General features: G+C 34.6%; 19 protein-coding genes. 2 read left to right on the top strand and 17 right to left on the bottom strand.

Annotation, left to right across the window (positions count from 1 at the left end):
* Positions 1-6: 6 nt before the first annotated feature.
* From ACFPH8_RS13815 to ACFPH8_RS13780, 8 genes are all read right to left on the bottom strand, one after another.
* Positions 7-462: a hypothetical protein gene (locus ACFPH8_RS13815; RefSeq protein ID WP_376861815.1), complete on the bottom strand. Its 456-nt coding sequence runs from the start codon at positions 460-462 to the stop codon at positions 7-9.
* A gap of 3 nt (positions 463-465) precedes the next feature.
* A complete protein-coding gene (locus tag ACFPH8_RS13810; RefSeq protein ID WP_376861813.1) occupies positions 466-1,248 on the bottom strand; it encodes an SDR family oxidoreductase in 783 nt (260 codons plus the stop codon).
* Positions 1,245-1,907, bottom strand: coding sequence for a hypothetical protein (locus ACFPH8_RS13805; protein WP_376861811.1), 663 nt, complete (start codon positions 1,905-1,907; stop codon positions 1,245-1,247). Before ACFPH8_RS13805 ends, ACFPH8_RS13810 begins: the two co-directional genes overlap by 4 nt.
* Before the next feature lie 2 nt (positions 1,908-1,909).
* Positions 1,910-3,349, bottom strand: a complete 1,440-nt coding sequence (locus tag ACFPH8_RS13800) for an aldehyde dehydrogenase (RefSeq protein WP_376861809.1) — start codon at positions 3,347-3,349, stop codon at positions 1,910-1,912.
* Positions 3,350-3,422: 73 nt separating this feature from the next.
* Positions 3,423-3,824 carry a RidA family protein gene (locus ACFPH8_RS13795; protein ID WP_248395546.1) on the bottom strand — a complete coding sequence of 134 codons (402 nt, stop codon included), beginning with the start codon at positions 3,822-3,824 and terminating at the stop codon, positions 3,423-3,425.
* A gap of 125 nt (positions 3,825-3,949) precedes the next feature.
* Complete coding sequence (locus ACFPH8_RS13790) at positions 3,950-5,365, bottom strand: FAD-dependent oxidoreductase (RefSeq protein ID WP_376861806.1); 1,416 nt, start codon at positions 5,363-5,365, stop codon at positions 3,950-3,952.
* Between the two features lie 89 nt (positions 5,366-5,454).
* Complete coding sequence (gene kynU, locus ACFPH8_RS13785) at positions 5,455-6,723, bottom strand: kynureninase (protein WP_376861804.1); 1,269 nt, start codon at positions 6,721-6,723, stop codon at positions 5,455-5,457.
* Positions 6,724-6,897: 174 nt separating this feature from the next.
* Complete coding sequence (locus ACFPH8_RS13780) at positions 6,898-7,572, bottom strand: hypothetical protein (protein ID WP_376861802.1); 675 nt, start codon at positions 7,570-7,572, stop codon at positions 6,898-6,900.
* 60 nt (positions 7,573-7,632) lie between these two features.
* On the opposite strand from ACFPH8_RS13780, the gene ACFPH8_RS13775 reads away from it, so the two are divergent.
* On the top strand, positions 7,633-8,433 hold the full coding sequence (locus ACFPH8_RS13775) for a class I SAM-dependent methyltransferase (protein ID WP_376861800.1): 801 nt from the start codon (positions 7,633-7,635) through the stop codon (positions 8,431-8,433).
* Between the two features lie 93 nt (positions 8,434-8,526).
* Here the strand turns inward: ACFPH8_RS13775 and msrA are convergent, their stop codons facing one another.
* The 3 genes from msrA to ACFPH8_RS13760 all read right to left on the bottom strand — a co-directional run bounded on the left by msrA (position 8,527) and on the right by ACFPH8_RS13760 (position 11,203).
* On the bottom strand, positions 8,527-9,183 hold the full coding sequence (gene msrA, locus ACFPH8_RS13770) for a peptide-methionine (S)-S-oxide reductase MsrA (RefSeq protein ID WP_248395535.1): 657 nt from the start codon (positions 9,181-9,183) through the stop codon (positions 8,527-8,529).
* A gap of 121 nt (positions 9,184-9,304) precedes the next feature.
* Positions 9,305-10,084, bottom strand: a complete 780-nt coding sequence (locus ACFPH8_RS13765) for a zinc ribbon domain-containing protein (protein ID WP_376861798.1) — start codon at positions 10,082-10,084, stop codon at positions 9,305-9,307.
* Positions 10,085-10,087: 3 nt separating this feature from the next.
* The gene (locus ACFPH8_RS13760; RefSeq protein ID WP_376861796.1) at positions 10,088-11,203 is read right to left on the bottom strand and encodes a Nif3-like dinuclear metal center hexameric protein; all 1,116 of its coding nucleotides are present in this window, start codon (positions 11,201-11,203) and stop codon (positions 10,088-10,090) included.
* Positions 11,204-11,250: 47 nt separating this feature from the next.
* Here ACFPH8_RS13760 and lpxK point away from each other — a divergent pair, with 47 nt between their 5' ends.
* Entirely contained in the window at positions 11,251-12,261 is a 1,011-nt protein-coding gene (lpxK, locus tag ACFPH8_RS13755; protein ID WP_376861935.1) for a tetraacyldisaccharide 4'-kinase, read from the top strand.
* Here lpxK and ACFPH8_RS13750 read toward each other — a convergent pair.
* From ACFPH8_RS13750 to ACFPH8_RS13725, 6 genes are all read right to left on the bottom strand, one after another.
* Positions 12,258-14,486, bottom strand: coding sequence for a tetratricopeptide repeat-containing hybrid sensor histidine kinase/response regulator (locus tag ACFPH8_RS13750; RefSeq protein ID WP_376861794.1), 2,229 nt, complete (start codon positions 14,484-14,486; stop codon positions 12,258-12,260). The genes lpxK and ACFPH8_RS13750 overlap by 4 nt on opposite strands.
* Before the next feature lie 48 nt (positions 14,487-14,534).
* Positions 14,535-15,533, bottom strand: coding sequence for a type I glyceraldehyde-3-phosphate dehydrogenase (gene gap, locus ACFPH8_RS13745; protein ID WP_376861792.1), 999 nt, complete (start codon positions 15,531-15,533; stop codon positions 14,535-14,537).
* Positions 15,533-16,411, bottom strand: coding sequence for a lipoyl synthase (gene lipA, locus ACFPH8_RS13740; RefSeq protein WP_248395523.1), 879 nt, complete (start codon positions 16,409-16,411; stop codon positions 15,533-15,535). The genes gap and lipA overlap by 1 nt, the downstream gene beginning before the upstream one ends.
* 84 nt (positions 16,412-16,495) lie before the next feature.
* Positions 16,496-17,050: an RNA polymerase sigma factor gene (locus ACFPH8_RS13735; protein ID WP_248395520.1), complete on the bottom strand. Its 555-nt coding sequence runs from the start codon at positions 17,048-17,050 to the stop codon at positions 16,496-16,498.
* Positions 17,041-18,153 carry a glycosyltransferase gene (locus ACFPH8_RS13730; protein ID WP_376861790.1) on the bottom strand — a complete coding sequence of 371 codons (1,113 nt, stop codon included), beginning with the start codon at positions 18,151-18,153 and terminating at the stop codon, positions 17,041-17,043. Before ACFPH8_RS13730 ends, ACFPH8_RS13735 begins: the two co-directional genes overlap by 10 nt.
* A gap of 5 nt (positions 18,154-18,158) precedes the next feature.
* Positions 18,159-18,362, bottom strand: a complete 204-nt coding sequence (locus ACFPH8_RS13725; protein WP_248395516.1) for a membrane or secreted protein — start codon at positions 18,360-18,362, stop codon at positions 18,159-18,161.
* Between the last annotated feature and the right edge of the window lie 71 nt (positions 18,363-18,433).

The raw sequence follows: 18,433 nt of genomic DNA, 5'->3' as shown, positions 1-18,433 counted from the left end.
TTGGCATCAATTTGTATCATATTCACTCGTGTTTATTTTTTTCTTCTTGCCAAATCGAAGATCAATTATCCTATAAGAATCGTTACTAAATTCTACGGTAAAGTAAATTTGATAGCGTGGTTTTAATTTCGATTTACTGTTTTTATAAAAGTTGCGTTCATACCAAACAATGTTACGATCATCGACTACAGTGGTATGCGTATTGGAATCAATTCGATCTCTAGTATACTCGAGGGATAAAAATGTGGTTTCTGAATCTAAATACGTCTGATCAATAATATTTTTATTGGCTAATAAAGGTATCACATTATCAATTTGATTATACTGAATCCAATTAGCAATTTCTTTAACTATTGGCAGTTTATCAATTTCTGCATTGGAATAGTTTTTCAGCGTATATTGGGCATGACCTATTCCTGAAAAAAGCATGAAAACTATTGTGATATAAAAGGTCTTAATCATTTTTTAAAGACTTTTAGTTCGTCCGCCATCAACAGGAAGATTAATGCCATTAATATAACTAGCGCGCTCGCTGGCCAAGAAGGTAATAGCATCAGCTAACTCTTCAGGTTTGGCAAAACGTTTAGCTGGAACGGCTTGTTTCATTGCGTTGGCAGCTTCTTCTTCGCTATTTCCGGATTTAGCTGATTTGTTTTTAATAATCTCTGTCAATCTTTCCGTTCCAGTCGCACCAGGAAGCACGTTATTCACCGTAATTCCAAATTGTCCTAACTCATTGGCAAGGGTTTTACTCCAATTGGCAACAGCGCCACGAATGGTGTTACTAACACCTAACCCATCAAGAGGTTGCTTAACGGATGTAGAAATAACATTTATAATTCTACCATAACCAGCTTCTTTCATAAAAGGAACAACCGTTTGGGCTAGCACATGATTACATTTTAAATGTTGTGTGAATGCTTTTTGAAATTCGTCCAAATCTGCCATAAAAACGGGGCCTCCGGCTGGTCCACCTGTGTTATTTACCAATATATGGAATCCGTGATTTTTTGAAATATAGTCAGAAACTTTTGACTTCAATTCGTCTGGGTTTGAAAAATCGGCAACTATATAATCGTGGTTTCTATGATCTGATAAGTCTGCTAAAGTAGCTTTTAGCTTGTCTTCGTTTCTAGCTATTAAGGTAACTTGAACACCTTCATTGGCAAGTGCCATGGCTGTTGCTTTTCCTATTCCTGCTGTGCTACCGCAAACTAATGCGTATTTGTTGTTTAGATTTAGATTCATATTAATTTTATACTTTTTTTAAAGGCTTCAAATTCAATATCGGCTTTTTCGTTCATTTCTAAAGACTGATGACAACTAAACTGATAATAAAAATTTTGATGTTCAAATTTAATGCTCTTTTGTTCTACTTTTATTGGTTTTTTGAGTTCTTTATGTTCAAATAAATATTCTGAGTCATCTTCAAAAAATTGACAATTATTTAATGTGTAAGGGACATAAATATTAACAATTTTATAATCTTTTAAAACAGAGTTGTCATTTTTTCTTGACATATGGATTAATTCTTCAAAATTCTTATGGCCATAACTATCAAACTCTGATTTAGGTGTTATTTTAAGTATTATAGAAGGAGAAAACAAGCCATCATGTTCGGGAAGGTCTTCGTAATATTTTGTAACAATACAAATAGGACTTCCTAAATCTTCATAAACTTCATTTTTTATCGATTCATAAAAACCATCAAGAATTTGTTTGTCTTTTATTTTGCCAAAATCTTTAATTTTAACAAAACCCCATGATTTAGGAATGGTAAACATGATTCCTAATTTTTTATTTATATAATATTCATTATGAGTCACAACTGCTTGAAGAGGATCGATTATTGCGCCTGTCAGAGCTAAACCAATTAATTTTGTGAATTCTCTTCTGCCAATTCCCATCTTTAATACTTTATACAAACATTTTTCGCCTCCGTAAAAAAGCGTAAGGCTTCAAAGCCACCTTCACGACCAACACCAGAGGCTTTTACACCCCCAAAAGGCGTTCGTAAATCACGCATCATCCACGTATTCACCCAAACAATACCAGCTTGTAATTCATTACTCAAACGCATAGTTCGTTTTAAGTTATTTGTCCACAGTGTCGCTGATAAACCGTATTTAACTTTGTTTGCCATTTGTAATACGGCATCTTCCGTTTGGAAAGGCATGATGGTAACAACTGGCCCAAAAATTTCTTCTTGATTCACGCGGCATTCGTCGGTTGGTACTTCTATAACAGTAGGCTCTAAATAGTAGCCATTTTCATAACCTGCTACAATGACTTGATTTCCACCGCAAAGAATTTTACCCTTTTCGTCTTTGGCAATTTGGATGTATTCCATCACTTTTTCAAGATGCGATTTGGAAACCAAAGCACCAATATTGGTTGCGGCTTCTGATGGATGTCCAACTTTTAAAGTTTGTATTCTAGCAACGAAATCAGTTTTAAATTTTTCATAAATAGACGCTTCTACAAAAATTCTGCTACCACATAAACAAATCTGACCTTGATTGGCAAATGAGGACCGAACAGTTGTGTCCAGCATATCATTATAATCACAATCTGCGAATATAATATTGGGGTTTTTCCCACCTAATTCCAATGATAATTTTTTAAACATAGGCGCCGCTACTTTGGCAATATGCGCGCCTGTTGCGGTGCCTCCAGTAAATGAAATGGCCTTAATATCTGGATGTTCAATAATAGCTTGACCTGTTGAACCACCCAAACCATGAACAATGTTCAATACGCCTTTAGGTAAACCTGCTTCGTTGCAAATTTCTCCTAATAAATAAGCCGTCATGGGAGTGACTTCACTTGGTTTGGCAACCACACAATTGCCAGCAGCTAAAGCTGGTGCAATTTTCCATGTAAATAAATACAAAGGTAAATTCCATGGCGAAATACAACCCACAACACCAATTGGTTGACGTAAAGTGTAATTTACCGCATCTTGACCAACGCTTTCATGGCTTTCACTTGAAAATTGCGTAATGGCATTTCCAAAGAAACGAAAGTTACTGGCGGCTCGAGGAATATCCACGGCTTTAGCTAAAGAAATAGGTTTGCCATTGTCCTTACTTTCGGCTTCTGCAAATTGTTGTAAGTTGGCTTCTAGTATTTCTGAAATTCTAATGAGAATGCGACTACGTTCGTCTAGTGTCGTTTGAGACCAACTAGGGAAAGCTGATTTTGCAGCTATATAGGCGTTTTCTACATCTTCTTTTGATGAATTTGGAATTTGTCCGTAAATCTCACCATTTGAAGGATTGTAATTGTCTATCCACTCATTAGAAATGGGAGGTATGAATTTTCCGTTTATGTAGTTTTGAATGTTCATTTGATTTCAAGATGATAGACAAAAGATAAAAGAATAGTGATCTACTCGGTCTTTATTCTTTTGTCTTAATTCTTTATTCTTCTTTTCTGTAAGCCGTTACCTTAATCTCCACTACTAAATCCGGATGTGGTAATTGGTGTACGGCAACGGTAGTTCTTGTTGGTCCCGTTTCTTTATCGAAAAATTCAGCATAGGCTTTATTGTAGCCCGCAAAGTCGTTCATGTTTACTAAAAACGTAGAAACATCCACCACGTCTTTTATAGATGCGCCAATGGTTTGTAGGTTTTTATCAATATTTTTTAAAACCTCACGTGTTTGTACTTCCGCATTTAGGTGTTTTGTTCCCATCTCGTCAATAATATCAACGCCTGCAATGGTATTGTCAGCTCTTCGGGAACTGGTGCCTGAAACAAATATAAAATCGCCTACACGTTTTACATGTGGATAGGCGCCTCTTGGTGTTACTTTTGTCATAATAAAATGCCCATGCTAACCTTCCTTGGGGAAGGAACTCTTACTCGGGCGAAAAAAAGAGTGCTTTATTAATACTAACTTTAACCTTACATTGCTCTTCTTTCGGAAAGGTCTGGTTCGGTTTTTTATCTCAATCCGGCAATTCTATCATCTTCAAGAATGGCTTCGGTTTCGGCTTTTACCTTATCTAAAAGAATTTTTAGTTTTTCGTTTGATATGTTTTCAACTTCTGTAATTGCACCATCAGCCAACATGTTCAAAATTGCTTTATCTTGCGCGCGGCCTCGTGTCATGGCCTCGTGATAACTAACATTTTCATTAAATGTCACCAATGAATATTTGGATGAATAATGATTGGGAAATGTTTTTTCAAAAGCCATTTCTAATGTACGCTTTTCTCTAAAATTGGCATGATTGACATGGCCTTTCATTTCGTGGAAATTATCGATAGCTAAATCGGCAATCGCATCCGTATCTTGTTTTCTAGATTTTTCGTAAACTTTAAAAATGGTTTCCCAATTGGCATGACCGGCATCTAAAACTTTATCAAATTCTACTACATCTTCAAAAGATGCATTCATACCTTGCCCGTAAAACGGTACAATAGCATGAGCGGCATCACCCATGAGCAAGGTGTTTCCTTTGTAATGCCAAGGCGAACATTTTACTGTTCCTAAAGGTGCGGTTGGATTCTCAAAGAAATCATCAACCAAATTGGGCATCAATTCTAAAGCGTCTTTAAAGTATTTTGAGAAGAATTCTAAAACACGCTCTTTGGTGGTTAAATTATTGAAATTGTATTCACCTTCTTCATAACTTAAAAATAAAGTTACTGTAAAACTGCCATCCAAATTGGGTAATGCAATAAGCATAAATGCTTCACGGCCCCAAATATGTAAGGCATTTTTATAGGTTTTATAGCTGCCATTTTCGCCTGGAAGAATACTTAATTCTTTATAGCCATGGGTTAAATAGTCTTGTGAAAAGCTAAACAAGAATTTATGTCCTAAATAGTAACTTTGGCGCATGGCAGAACCAGCACCATCGGTTGCAATAATAATATCGGCATCCTCAATAAATTCCTTTTGGGTATTGAATTCAGTAAAACGAGCTGTGGTATTTTCAAAATCAACAGATTCACATTTTCTATTAAAATAGATATCCACGTTATCATGTTTTTCAGCTTCATCCAATAAAAGCGCATTTAGTTGTCCACGAGAAATGGAGTTAATGAACTCATGATTGCGACCACTATATGGCGCCAAGGTTGTGTTACCTTCCATATCATGTAACATACGCCCATTCATGGGAATACAGAGTGGTTCTACTTTGTCTTGAATACCTACTAAATTCATGGCTTTAATGCCACGATCTGACAATGCCAAATTTATAGAGCGACCAGCGCTGATATCGACTTTTCGTAAGTCGGGACGCATTTCCATAACCGTCACTTTATAACCGCGTTGCCCCATACGCAAAGCTAAAAGGCTACCACAAAGTCCAGCACCGATAATGAGTATGTTTTGTTGTTTGTTTTTCATATTAATGTATCACAAATGTGATGTTTTTATAATTTAAGGTGTTTTGAGGAGCCGTTAACAAGATTCTTTATGACGTTCTGCGTGACATCTTAGTTTAATATATTTTTTAATTTCTCCACCATCTCATAAACATCCTGATAAGAGTTGTATAAGGGGATAGGCGCACAACGAATAACGTCTGGTTCGCGCCAATCACTAATAACGCCAGCTTGAGTAAGTTTGTCATATAATTTTCTGTCGGCGGTTTTTACTTGAATGGATAATTGACAACCGCGTTCATCTGGATTTTCAGGGGTTATAATCCGAATAACATCTTCACCCAATTGTTTCAATAGGAATTCGAAATACGCTGTTAAGTTTCTCGATTTTTCATTGAGCTTTTTTATGCCAACTTCTTCAAAAATATCCAAAGAGGCTTTAATAGCTGCCATAGATAGAATTGGTGGATTACTTAATTGCCAACCTTCGGCACCTGGAATAACATCAAATTCATCGCGCATTTTAAAACGTGTTTCTTTGTTATGACTCCACCAACCTGTAAAGCGATTTAATGTTTTATCATGTGCATGACGCTCATGAACAAAGCAACCACCTAAACTTCCTGGTCCGGAATTTAAATATTTATAAGTACACCAAACGGCAAAATCGGCTCCAGAATCATGTAAATTAAGTCCTACATTTCCAGCACCATGCGCACAGTCAAAACCTACCATACAACCGTGGTGGTGTCCTAGTTTTGTAATGCGTTTTAAATCGAAAAATTGTCCTGTATAATAGTTGACACCGCCAATCATAACGAGAGCCACTTCATCCCCGTGTGCATTAAGAATAGCTTCTAAATCTTCATAACGAAGTAATTCTTCCCCTTCACGTGCTTTCCAAAGTAATAAACCTTCTTTATCATCATAACCATGATGACGCAATTGGGATTCTACCGCATATTTATCAGATGGAAAGGCATCCGCTTCAATAACAATTTTATAACGTTTAGCTGTTGGCTTGTAAAAAGACACCATCATGAAATGTAAATTGGCTGTCAAGGTATTCATAACAACCACTTCTATAGGTTTGGCTCCAACCACATTGGCCATGCTTTCGGTTAAGAATTCATGATAGGGTAACCAGGGGTTTTTAGCATCAGTATGCCCCTCAACACCTAAATTAGCCCAATCTTCTAACTCTTGATTGATATAGTTTTTGGTTGATTTTGGTTGAAGACCTAGCGAATTACCACAAAGATAAATTAATTCATTTCCCTGTTTATCTTTTGGAATGTGAAATTGCTCGCGATAACTTGATAATGGGTCGTTTTGGTCTAGTTCTTTGGCGAATTCTAAACCCGTTTTATAGTTGGACAAGGTGTATTGTTTTTTCGGTTTCCCACAAAAATAAGAATTATAAATTTAGGAATGAAGCGAAAAGGAAAAAGGGCTTCAACCAATGATTGAAGCCCTTTTTGAATATATATAGACGCTTAAAGCGGGATATTTACTATATATACGTTGAGATTGGTGGTTTTGGATGTTTTAATATTAATCTATTGAAACATCATCAAAAAACAACTCCCAATTATCATCTGTTTTTTTATGACTTAAAGCTATTAAAACCCCTTTAAAATCCTTGTTGTTTTCCCAAGTGGACATCATGGAAGGCTCTTTAGTATTACCTTTCCTATAAACCCATTCTTCGATTAAGTAGTTATTGTTATAATAAAAATCATAAGCATCGCCTGGTGTATAACCACCATTGTTAGGATAGGTTGTGGTAATTTTATTTAACATTTTTTTACTAATTGGTGCCATTTCCTCAACCGGCGCGGAGATTGTGGTTCCTGAATCCCATACGAGATTAAAAGGCGCTAGCAACCAAAATTTATCATTTATAAAAGCTTTATCCGCCTTTACAAATGTGCTATCCATTTGATTTCTGTTGTAACGTATGGTGTCATTTGCTGTGATTAATGTAATATCATTGGTTTTTGGAGACCACTTCCACGAACGTTTAAATAAGGTACTATCTTTTAAAACATTAAAAGCGAAGGTAATGCTATTAACGGAATCCCAGTTTTCAATACCATAAGCGTGTGCTATTTTTTGGGAAGTTGTAAGTGGTTTTTTATCAATTGTAGCGGCAGGTTCACCATTCTTATCTGATTTACAAGAATAAAATAATAGTAAAATGCTGAATAGAAGTATGTGGTGTTTCATAGTTAATATGTGTTATAATTTGTAAAGTTATAGTATTTTAGACAGATATATAACTAGAAAATGGATTTAGAAAAAAACTATTTTGAGACCAATAAAGAGACTTGGAATGCCAAAGTAAACGTGCATGCGGAAAGTGATATGTATAATATGAAGGCTTTTAAAGAAGGCGAATCGTCTTTAATGCCTTATGAACTGGAGGCTTTAGGCAATGTTTCAGGAAAGTCCTTATTGCATTTGCAATGCCATTTTGGACAGGACACATTAAGTTGGAGTAGAATGGGAGCTACATGTGTAGGCGTAGATTTAAGTGATGAAGGTATAAAATTAGCCAAAAGCTTAAATGAAGAATTGAAACTTGATGCTAAATTTGTTTGCTGCAATGTTTTGGACACTTCAGAACATATAAACGAAAAATTTGATATTGTTTTTACCAGTTATGGTGTTATTGGTTGGCTACCCGATTTAAAACCTTGGGGAATTATGATTGCAGAGCGCTTAAAAAATGGTGGCACCTTTTTTATGGCGGAATTTCACCCAATAGTTTGGATGTTCAATTATTTAGAAGGTAAACCTGTTATGGAATATGGTTATATGCAAGAAGAAGTAACCTTTGAAGAATACGAAGGAACCTATGCCAATCAAGATTCTAAAATAATTAGCAAAGAATATGGGTGGAATCACGGTTTAAGTGAAGTTATTAATGCTTTAACCGAAGCGGGTTTACATATAGAATACTTAAATGAGTATCATGAAAGTCCTTATAATGTATTGCCTGATTTGGTTGAAACAGAAACAGGGATGTTCAAAAAAACCGATAATTTATACCCTTTAATTTTTACGATTAAGGCAACAAAGCCATAAATATTAGTGTTTAAAGGGTTTTTTATTTATAAACTTTAAACATTTAGACTGCGATTAATATGACTATTTATGAATTTATATTGCCATATTTCTTTAATGATTAGTTTTTAAAACGTCAGGCATTTTTCGTTTAAAACGATTTAATCTTGGAACGGATACATTTTGGATATATGGATTGTCTGGATTCAAACGTTCATAGTCTTGGTGGTAATCTTCAGCTATCCAAAATTTCTGAAAAGGATAAACTTCAGCCGCTACTTTTTTACCTAACTGCTTCTCCAAGTCTTTAATTTTATTAGTAATAATTGTTTTTTGCTCCGCGTTCTGATAAAAAATAATAGAACGGTATTGAGATCCTTTGTCGCCTCCTTGTCCGTTAACTTGTGTAGGGTTTTGAGATGCAAAATACACATCTACCAAGGTTTCAAAACTTACTACTTTTGGGTCGTATAGTATTTCTACAGCTTCCGCATGACCTGTTTTACCTGTGTTGCTAGATTCATACGTTGGGTTTTTAGTGTGTCCGCCTGCATACCCTGATATGGATTCATCTACACCTTTTACACTTTCGTAAATTGCTTCAACACACCAAAAGCAACCGCTAGCAAAATAGGCTTTAGCTTTACCATTTTCCATAGCCACTTCCATAGGCTCTGCATTAATAACATCTTGTTGTTTTGGGTTTACTTGCGCTTGGTTATTACAACTAAATAACATGGCAGCAGATAGTATTACGAGTAACTTATTCATAGTTTTCTTTTTTTGTTTAGACGTAAAACATTTAAGTACCTTATATTTAAAATGCTAAAATTATACTAAAAAAAAAAGCCTTCAACGAATTGAAGGCTTTTATTATATGTTTTGAAATAGCTTATAATTTAGCAAAAAGCTTTTCCATTTTTGCGCGTTCTTCGTCTGCTAATGCAGCATCAACTAGAATACGTCCACTATGTTCGTCTGTAATAATTTTCTTGCGAGCTGCAATTTCCATTTGAACTTGTGGTGGAATAGTAAAGAAAGAACCTCCTGCTGCACCTCTTTCAATTGGTACAACCGCAAGGCCATTTTTTACATTCGTTCTAATTCTGGTATAAGCAGCTACTAAACGCTCTTCGATAGATTTTTTGAAATCATCTGATTTTTTAATTAGCGCTTGCTCCTCTTTTTCAGTTTCAGCTAAAATATCATCTAATTCACTTTTCTTGTGTTTTAGGTGTAATTGGCGTTCTTTTAAGCGTTCTTTAGTTTGTGCAATCACATCTTTTTTCTGATCAATCTGAACTTTATGCTCATTGATATTTTTTTCAGCTAATTGAATTTCTAATTCCTGAAATTCAATTTCTTTTGAAATAGAGTTGTATTCTCTATTGTTACGAACATTTTTTTGTTGTTCGTTGTACTTTTTGATAAGCGCTTTAGCTTCTTCAATCAGGTTCTTTTTAGAGCTGATTTCTGATTTTATAACATCTAAGCTGTCTTCAAGCTTTTCAAATCTGGTATTCATTCCAGCAACTTCATCTTCTAAATCGCGTACTTCTAAAGGAAGTTCTCCACGAACATTTCTGATTTCATCAATACGAGAATCTACAAGTTGTAAATCATACAGGGCTCTTAAACGCTCTTCTACCGTTGCTTCTTTCTTTTTTGCCATACTCTAATAATACTTAACAGGATTTGTACTGGTCTTTGATAATATAAGCCTACCTAACGGTAAGGCAGGTGCAAAATTAGTAATTTTTTTGTTAAGAAATGCTACTAAAAGGTTTTTTGTGAACTGCTCACTTTCATAATGACCAATATCCGCTAGAATTAGGTTGTTTTCGGCTTGAAAGAAATCGTGATATTTCAGGTCAGCTGTGATAAATATGTCAGCACCAGCACGTTTAGCAGCAGATATTGCAAAACTTCCGGAGCCTCCTAAAACAGCAATTTTCTGAACGGGTTTATTTAAAAAAGCCGAATGCCTAATTGTATTTGTGGCCATTTCCACTTTCAAATAGTTAAAAAAATCAGATTCCGTCATTGGTTCTTCTAGCGTGCCAATCATTCCCATACCAATATGCTGATTGGTATTGGTAATATTTACTATTTCATAAGCTACTTCTTCATAGGAATGTGCTGAAAAAAGTGCTTGTCGTATTTGAGATTCTAAATGCTTCGGAAATGTCACGGATATTTGGGTTTCTGGCTCGGAATGAATCTCCATTTTTTTGCCTTTGGTAGGGTTTGATGTTTCACCACCTCTAAAAGTACCAACCCCTTTCATATTAAAACTACAATGATCATAATTACCAATACTTCCAGCACCAGCCGCAAATAATGCCTCACGAATAGTAGCCGCTTCGGCATGTGGTGCGTAGGTTGTTAGTTTTTTTATGGTTCCAGGTTGTGGAATTAGAATTTGACGATTGGTAAGCTTGAGTTTTTCGCAAATCATATCATTCACACCGTGAAAGGCATTATCTAATGCCGTGTGAATTGCAAAAATAGCAATGTTATGTTGGATGGCTTTTATTACCACGCGTTCTACATAACTTTGTCCCGTAATTTTTTTTAAGCCTTTAAAAACTATGGGGTGAAAACTGACTACAAGGTTGCAATTGGTTGCTATGGCTTCATCAATAACGGCCTCTGTAGTATCTAAAGTTACCAAAATTCCGGTTAGGTTTTCTTGGGTGTTCCCAACTAACAAACCCACATTATCAAAATCCTCGGCATAAGATGTTGGTGCAAAATCTTCTAAACAATTTATAAGGTCTTGAACAATCATTTCTATTTATGTTTAACATCAAAGATAAAATAATTACTTTCGTTGTTATGAAGCTTCTTCGAAAAATATTATTTCCTATTGTTCCAATTTACTATGTGGTGACTTGGTTGCGCAATTGGTTTTACGATTTGGGGATTTTTAAAAGTAAATCCTATACTATGCCTATTATATGTGTTGGAAACTTGAGTACCGGTGGAACGGGAAAATCGCCCATGATTGAGCTTTTAATTCGGCTGTTAAAGGACTCTTATAAAGTGGCAACTTTAAGTCGTGGTTATAAAAGAGAAACAGAAGGATTTCGTTTGGCAAATCAATTGGATACAGCCAAAACCTTGGGAGATGAGCCGTTTCAGTTCTTTAGTAAGTTTCATAAAAATGTTCAAGTTGCTGTAGATTCTAATAGGCAACGTGGTATTGAGAACTTAATAAATTTATCTGAAAAACCAGATGTAATTTTGTTGGATGATGCTTTTCAACATCGGAAAGTAAAGGCGGGTTTTAATATTTTGCTTACTACATACCAAGATTTATATGCTGATGATTGGGTTTTACCTACGGGTAATTTGCGTGAACCAAAACAAGGTGCTAAACGTGCTCAACTAATTGTGGTAACGAAATGTCCAAATAATATTTCGGATTCAGAAAAAGAAGGGATTGTTTTAAAATTGAAACCAGAGGCAAATCAAAAAGTGTTTTTTAGTACTATAGATTATTCAGAAGATGTTTTTTCAGAAGAAACCACTCGCGCTTTATTGAGCCTTGAATCATTTACTTTAGTTACAGGAATTGCAAATGCCAATCCGTTGGTGTTGCATTTAAAAAATAAAGGGTTACAATTTGAACATCTGGATTTTCCCGATCATCACGCGTTTACAGATGCGGATATAGCACAATTGAAACACCGAGAATTATTACTAACAACAGAAAAGGACTTTATGCGCTTAAAAGGGTTTGAAAGTCTGCGTGAAAAATTATTTTACTTACCAATTAAGGCTACGGTTCATGAACATGAAATTTTTAAAAATCATGTTATGAATTATGTAGAATCTGGTAATTAAACAGATTTGGATTCTTTATTTTCTATTAATGTTTCAAAAAGTTTTTTCTCAAAATCTTCTTGTTTGAAAGGTTTTGAAATAATATCTGTAAATCCAGCTTCATCAAATTCATGCATTTTATCTTCAATAGTTACAGCCGTTAGTGCAAAAATGGTTAAATCTGGATTGAATTTCCTGATACGCTTCGTTGCTTCAAGTCCGCTAATTCCTGGCATGTGAATATCCATTAAAACAACATCAAACGCTTCAGTTCGTACTTTTTCAACAGCTTCTTCGCCATTATCTACTATTTCACAATTTAGTTTCATTTTGTTAAGGATTTTTTTCGTGATCATTTGGTTGATCTTATTATCCTCAACAACTAATATTTTTATGTTTTCCAAATCAATTTCTGTAACATTATTGAAATACTCTATTTTTTTAGGTTTGGCAACAGGAGCTGCATATTTCATAGGAACTTCAAAAATAAAATTAGAACCTTTTCCAATTTCACTTTTTAGATAAATATTTCCCTTTAAAATATCAATTAATCCTTTTACAATAGATAAGCCTAAACCAGTTCCGCCATATTTTCTATTAATTTGTATGGAACCTTGAGAGAAACTTTCAAAAAGACGTTCTTGCTTTTCTTTACTAATACCTATTCCGTTATCTTCTACTTCAAAACGAATGGTATAATAATCACCATCTTGCTTGAGTTTTTTAGCACGAATCCAGATATCACCATCTTTAGTAAACTTGATGGAATTGCCTATTAAATTAATCAGGATTTGCGAAATTTTAAGCTGATCTGCATTATAAGTTTCAGGAATATCCATATCGTATTCCAAATGTAATTGGGTGTTATTGTCGCTTGCCGAATTATTTAAGGCTGCAATAACATTGGTCATTTTCTTTTTAAGGTTGAAATTCTCGGGCTCAACATCCACTTTATTGGCTTCAATTTTATTAATCTGAAGAATATCGTTAATAAAGGTCAGTAAGTATTCCCCTGAAAATTTTAGCGATTTTAAATGCTGAATTTGATTTGGTTTTGGATCTTCATCCAATAGCATATTCGTTAAACCTGTTACAGCGTATAATGGTGTTCGTAATTCATGTGTTACAGTAGATAGAAAGTTGGCCTTGGTTTTGGATGCCAATTCGGCTTTTTCCATGGCAACAATAAGTTCACTGTTTTTAATGTGAAGCATGTTGTTGGTTTTCAGTCTAATATTATTGTTTTTATATAAGGATAGCGTAAGTAAAGAAAGAATGGTGATTAAGGCAATACTTAAAATGGTAGTAAGTTTACTTAAATTGTTTTCTTTGATTTTCTCTTCTAAATTTGCGGCTTGTTCTTTTTGGAATTCCGTTTGGTTGTTCAGTAGAATTTTAATGCGCTTTTCTGGTGATAAATTTGCCCGTTTTACTTGCAGTAAAGAATCCGACAGCTTCATATATTTTTTTAAATTTTCAGAAGACGCTTGATAGTCGCCATTTAATTCATTTAATTCGCTTAAAATTAAATATCCATTGGTAAGTACGGTGTTGAACTTGTATTCTTTTGCTAATTCAACACCTTTTAAAGTAGATTCCAAACCTGCTTGTTTTTTGTCTAGATAGGTGAGAGCAAGCCCATTGTGAATCATGCCGCTACTTTTTATTTTATCTAATTCGTAGCGATTGGCTAAAGCAATAGATTTTTCTAATTGCTTATTTGCTTTTTTATAGTCTTTTAATTTAATAAGGGTTTTACCTTCGTTGAGGAGTACTTCAGCTACAAAATCATCCAGACCTTCTTGGTCAAAAAGTGTATTTGCGGATACATAATAATCTAAAGCTTGTCGGTAATCTTTTTTGCTATTATAAACATTACCTATTGTTTTGTAGGTTTCAGCACGATTCACATCGTCTTTTATAATACGTTGGATTTCGTTGGCTTTAAATAAGCTAATGAGCGCATCATCGGGCTCTTCAATTATATATTGTAGTTTGCCTAACTTGGCATATATAATTCCAATGCTTTTTTTGCTGCTAATTTTTTCGGCAAGAACTAGGGCTTCTTCTAGTTTTTTTTGTGACTCAAAAAAATTGCTGTTTTCAATGTCCTGTTGAGCTTGGTTTATTTTATAATCAATATTAATTTGAATAGATTCTTCATCTTCACTAATATCAACTTGTGCTGAAAGACTAAAGCTTAACAGCATGAAAATAAGGTATATATATTTATATATCTGGGACATAATTTGAGTAACTATTATGAACAAATATAATTTTTTTTTCGATAAAGGTTATGTTTTTATCGACAAAAAGCGGATTAAATCAATAATTCTTTGGGAATAGGCTGTTTCATTATCATACCATCCAATTATTTTAACCATATTCCCGATGACAGAAGTCATTTGAGAATCGAACACACACGAGTATGGATTTCCAACTATATCAATGGATACAATAGGATCTTCAGTATAGGCTAGTACATTTTTTAAATACCCTTCCGATGCCTTTTTAAAAGCATTATTAACCATGTCAATACTCACGGTTTTTTCAACATTTAGAGTCACGTCTGTTAAGGAACCATTAGCTACCGGAACGCGAATGCCACAGCCACCAATAACATCTGATAGCTCTGGGAAAATACGTGTTAATGCTTTGGCTGCACCTGTTGTTGTTGGTACTATGGATTGTCCAGCTGCCCGCGCGCGACGTAAATCGCGATGTGGCTGATCATGTAAACTTTGGTCTGTAGTATAGGAATGAACCGTTGTTATGTAGGCTTGTTTTATGCCGCATAATTTATGGATAACATCTATCATTGGGGCTGCATTATTTGTGGTGCATGATGCATTTGAAATAATGGTTTCTGTACCATCAATAGTAGATTCATTAATGCCTAAAACAATGGTTTTTATTGAATCATCTTCTGAAGGAACACTTAAAACAACACGCTTGGCGCCATTTGCAATATGACATTCTAAAGCATCTTTTGTTTTAAATTTCCCAGTAGATTCAATTACATAATCAACTTGAGAGGCTTTCCAATCAATATCTTTGGGATGGTTGTGATGTGATAAAACTATTTTTTTATCATTAATGATTATATGTTGTTCGTCATGAGAGATGTTCTCATGAAAAATGCCATGAATACTATCGTATTTTAAAAGGTGACTTAACGTTTTCGAGTCGGCTAAATCATTTATTGCAACCACTTCCAGTTCTGGATGATTATGAAGCAAGCGCAATACACGTCTGCCTATTCTCCCGAAACCATTAATACCAATACGAATCATTAATTAATATGTTTTTGAGCTTTGTAAGATGAACGTACTAATGCGCTACTTTCCACATGTCTGAAACCTAGATCAAGTCCAATTTCTTTATATTCTTCAAATTGATCTGGCATAATAAAACGCTTAACAGGTAAGTGTTTTTTACTAGGTTGCAAATATTGACCAATAGTTACAACATCCACATCATTTGCGCGTAAATCATGAAGTGTTTCAATAACTTCTTCACGTTCTTCACCAAGACCAAGCATAATACCAGATTTAGTACGTCGTTGTCCTTGAGATTTTAAATATTTTAAAACACCTAAACTACGGTCGTATTTAGCTTGAATACGTACTTCGCGTGTTAAACGGCGAACGGTTTCAATATTATGACTTACCACTTCTGGTGCCACATCAATAATTCTATCTATATGTTGTTCCACACCTTGGAAGTCTGGAATTAGTGTTTCTAGTGTCGTTTCAGGATTCATGCGTCTCACAGATTTAACCGTTTCGGCCCACATAATACTACCCATGTCTTTTAAATCGTCACGATCTACACTAGTTAAAACGGCATGCTTAATTTTCATAAGTTTAATGGAGCGCGCTACTTTTTCGGGTTCGTCCCAATCTACTGTGTCTGGTCTACCGGTTTTTACACCACAAAAACCACAAGAACGTGTACAGACATTTCCTAAAATCATAAAGGTTGCGGTACCTTCTCCCCAACATTCACCCATGTTTGGACAACTTCCAGAGGTGCAGATGGTATTTAGGCTGTATTTATCTACTAAACTCCGTAACTCCGTGTATTTTTTGCCTGTAGGCAATTTCACACGTAACCATTTGGGTTTAGCTTGTCTTTCGGGTAAAATATTTGAAACTGTTTCTGTTTTCATACACTAAATTTTCCGTTGCAAAGATACAAAGTATTATGGAAAATGAATGCTGAATTCGTTAAAGTACAAAACCCAATAATAGGCTTAAGCTCGGGTGTTTTGAATAATTTCAGCCAATAATTTCTTGGCACGTAGCAATTTAACTTTCACGTTGTTAATAGGCTCGTTAATCTCTACTGAAATTTCTTTATAACTCAACTCCTGAAAGTATCTTAAATTAATCACTTCTTGATAATGTGGTTTCAGTTTTTTTATATCGCGAAGTAGTTTGGCTAAATTTTGTTCGGTGATTAATTTGTCTTCGGGTGAAGGCGAATCATCTAAAATATCCTGATAACCATCCTCATCATTACGAGCTATGTTTTGTGAAATGGAATTTTTTTGCTTCCGAATTAAATCAATATGAATGTTTTTTGAAATGGTAATAAGCCAGGTTTTAAAATTGTAATCGCTATTATAGGTGTCAATCTTATCGAATGCTTTGGAGAATGTTTGAATGGTAATATCTTCCGCATCATTTTCATTTTGAACACGCTTTAATTGAAACCCATAAACATGATCCCAAAACGAATCCAATAAAAAATTAAAGGCTTTTTGGTCATTGTTTTTGGCGCGCTCTATGGCTTGGGTTATTTCCAATGTTTAGGTTTTGATATCAGGTTGGATATAAATATAGTCAATTGAAAAATAACTAAAAAGAATTCTAAAAAAGGTAGAAATGGCATTAAATCTTGTTCGTCTAATTTTTTTGATATAAACGACACGATAACTAATTGACTCATAAAACGCAAGCCTATGAATACCAAAACCACTTCCCAATTAAATAAAAAGCTTAAAAGTACAATGCCGGAAACCCAAAATAATAATTGAGATGCATAAAAGGAAGCTAACACTGCTTTGTGGCTCGTTTTATAGTGGCTGGCAGTTGTAATATGCCTTTTTTTTTGGGTTACCCAAGATTTAAACGTTGTTTTTGGATTGGACATCGTAAAGCTTTCTTTGGATACACAAACACTTGTATTAGTTGCTGTTGCTATTTCATTTATAAATAAATCATCATCACCAGAACGTATGTACATGTGCTTCATAAAGCCACTTGCTTTAAAGAAATCTTCTTTTGTATATGCTAAATTCCTACCGACTCCCATGTATGGTAAACCCATTCTGGCAAATGATAGGTACTGAATTGCTGTGAGCAGGGTTTCAAATCGGATGATTTTATTAAGAAAAGAGTTTTTTATTTTATAATAACCACCATAACCTAAAACTATGGATTTCTCTGCACTGAAATGTGCACTCATTTGTGAAATCCAATTATTGGAAACAGGCTTACAATCGGCGTCGGTAAATAATAAATGATTGTTTTTAGCAGATTTAATCCCTAGTGTTAACGCATATTTTTTGTTAGCCCAAAATGCTTCATTATTTTTAACGTCTACAATTTTTATATTTGAATGTTTCTCAGCAAAGGCTTCCATGACTTCCAAAGTGTTATCATAGGAAGCATCATTAATTAAAACAATTTCAAAATTTGAATAGTTTTGAGCAATGACGGTTGGAAGAAATTTTTTGAGATTTTCGGCTTCGTTTTTAGCGCAGATTATAACCGAAATTGGAATGTTTTTAGTAGATGGGATGCTTTCTTTTTGAAATGCAAAGGGACTAAAAAAAAAGAGAAAGTAACAAACCTGAAAACACGCTACTATTATAAAAACATAGTAGAGAACATCTAATACGAGCATTAAGTTTACGAGTGTTGAGGTTCGTTACAGTTCTCAAATTGGTCTGGTGTCTTACCGCAGAATCCACAAGATTCACCTGTTGTGTTTATCATAGGATTTTGGCTAGCGCAAGTGCCTGCAAATTTCCCGTCTTTTTTTGCCCATAATTTAATGGCAATTCCTGCAACAGCAATTCCTAATAATGCTAATGTTATTAAAAAAAGTTTCATAAAATTTGTTTTTGCAAAGATACGGTTTTTAGAAATAAACAGACCTCGATTTTCAAAGAAAACCGAGGTCT

Origin of the sequence: Bizionia hallyeonensis (assembly GCF_042657385.1) — a bacterium.
Lineage (GTDB): Bacteria > Bacteroidota > Bacteroidia > Flavobacteriales > Flavobacteriaceae > Algorimicrobium > Algorimicrobium hallyeonense.
The sequence above is the reverse complement of the archived record's forward strand: the minus strand, read 5'-3'. Positions and strand labels throughout refer to the sequence as shown.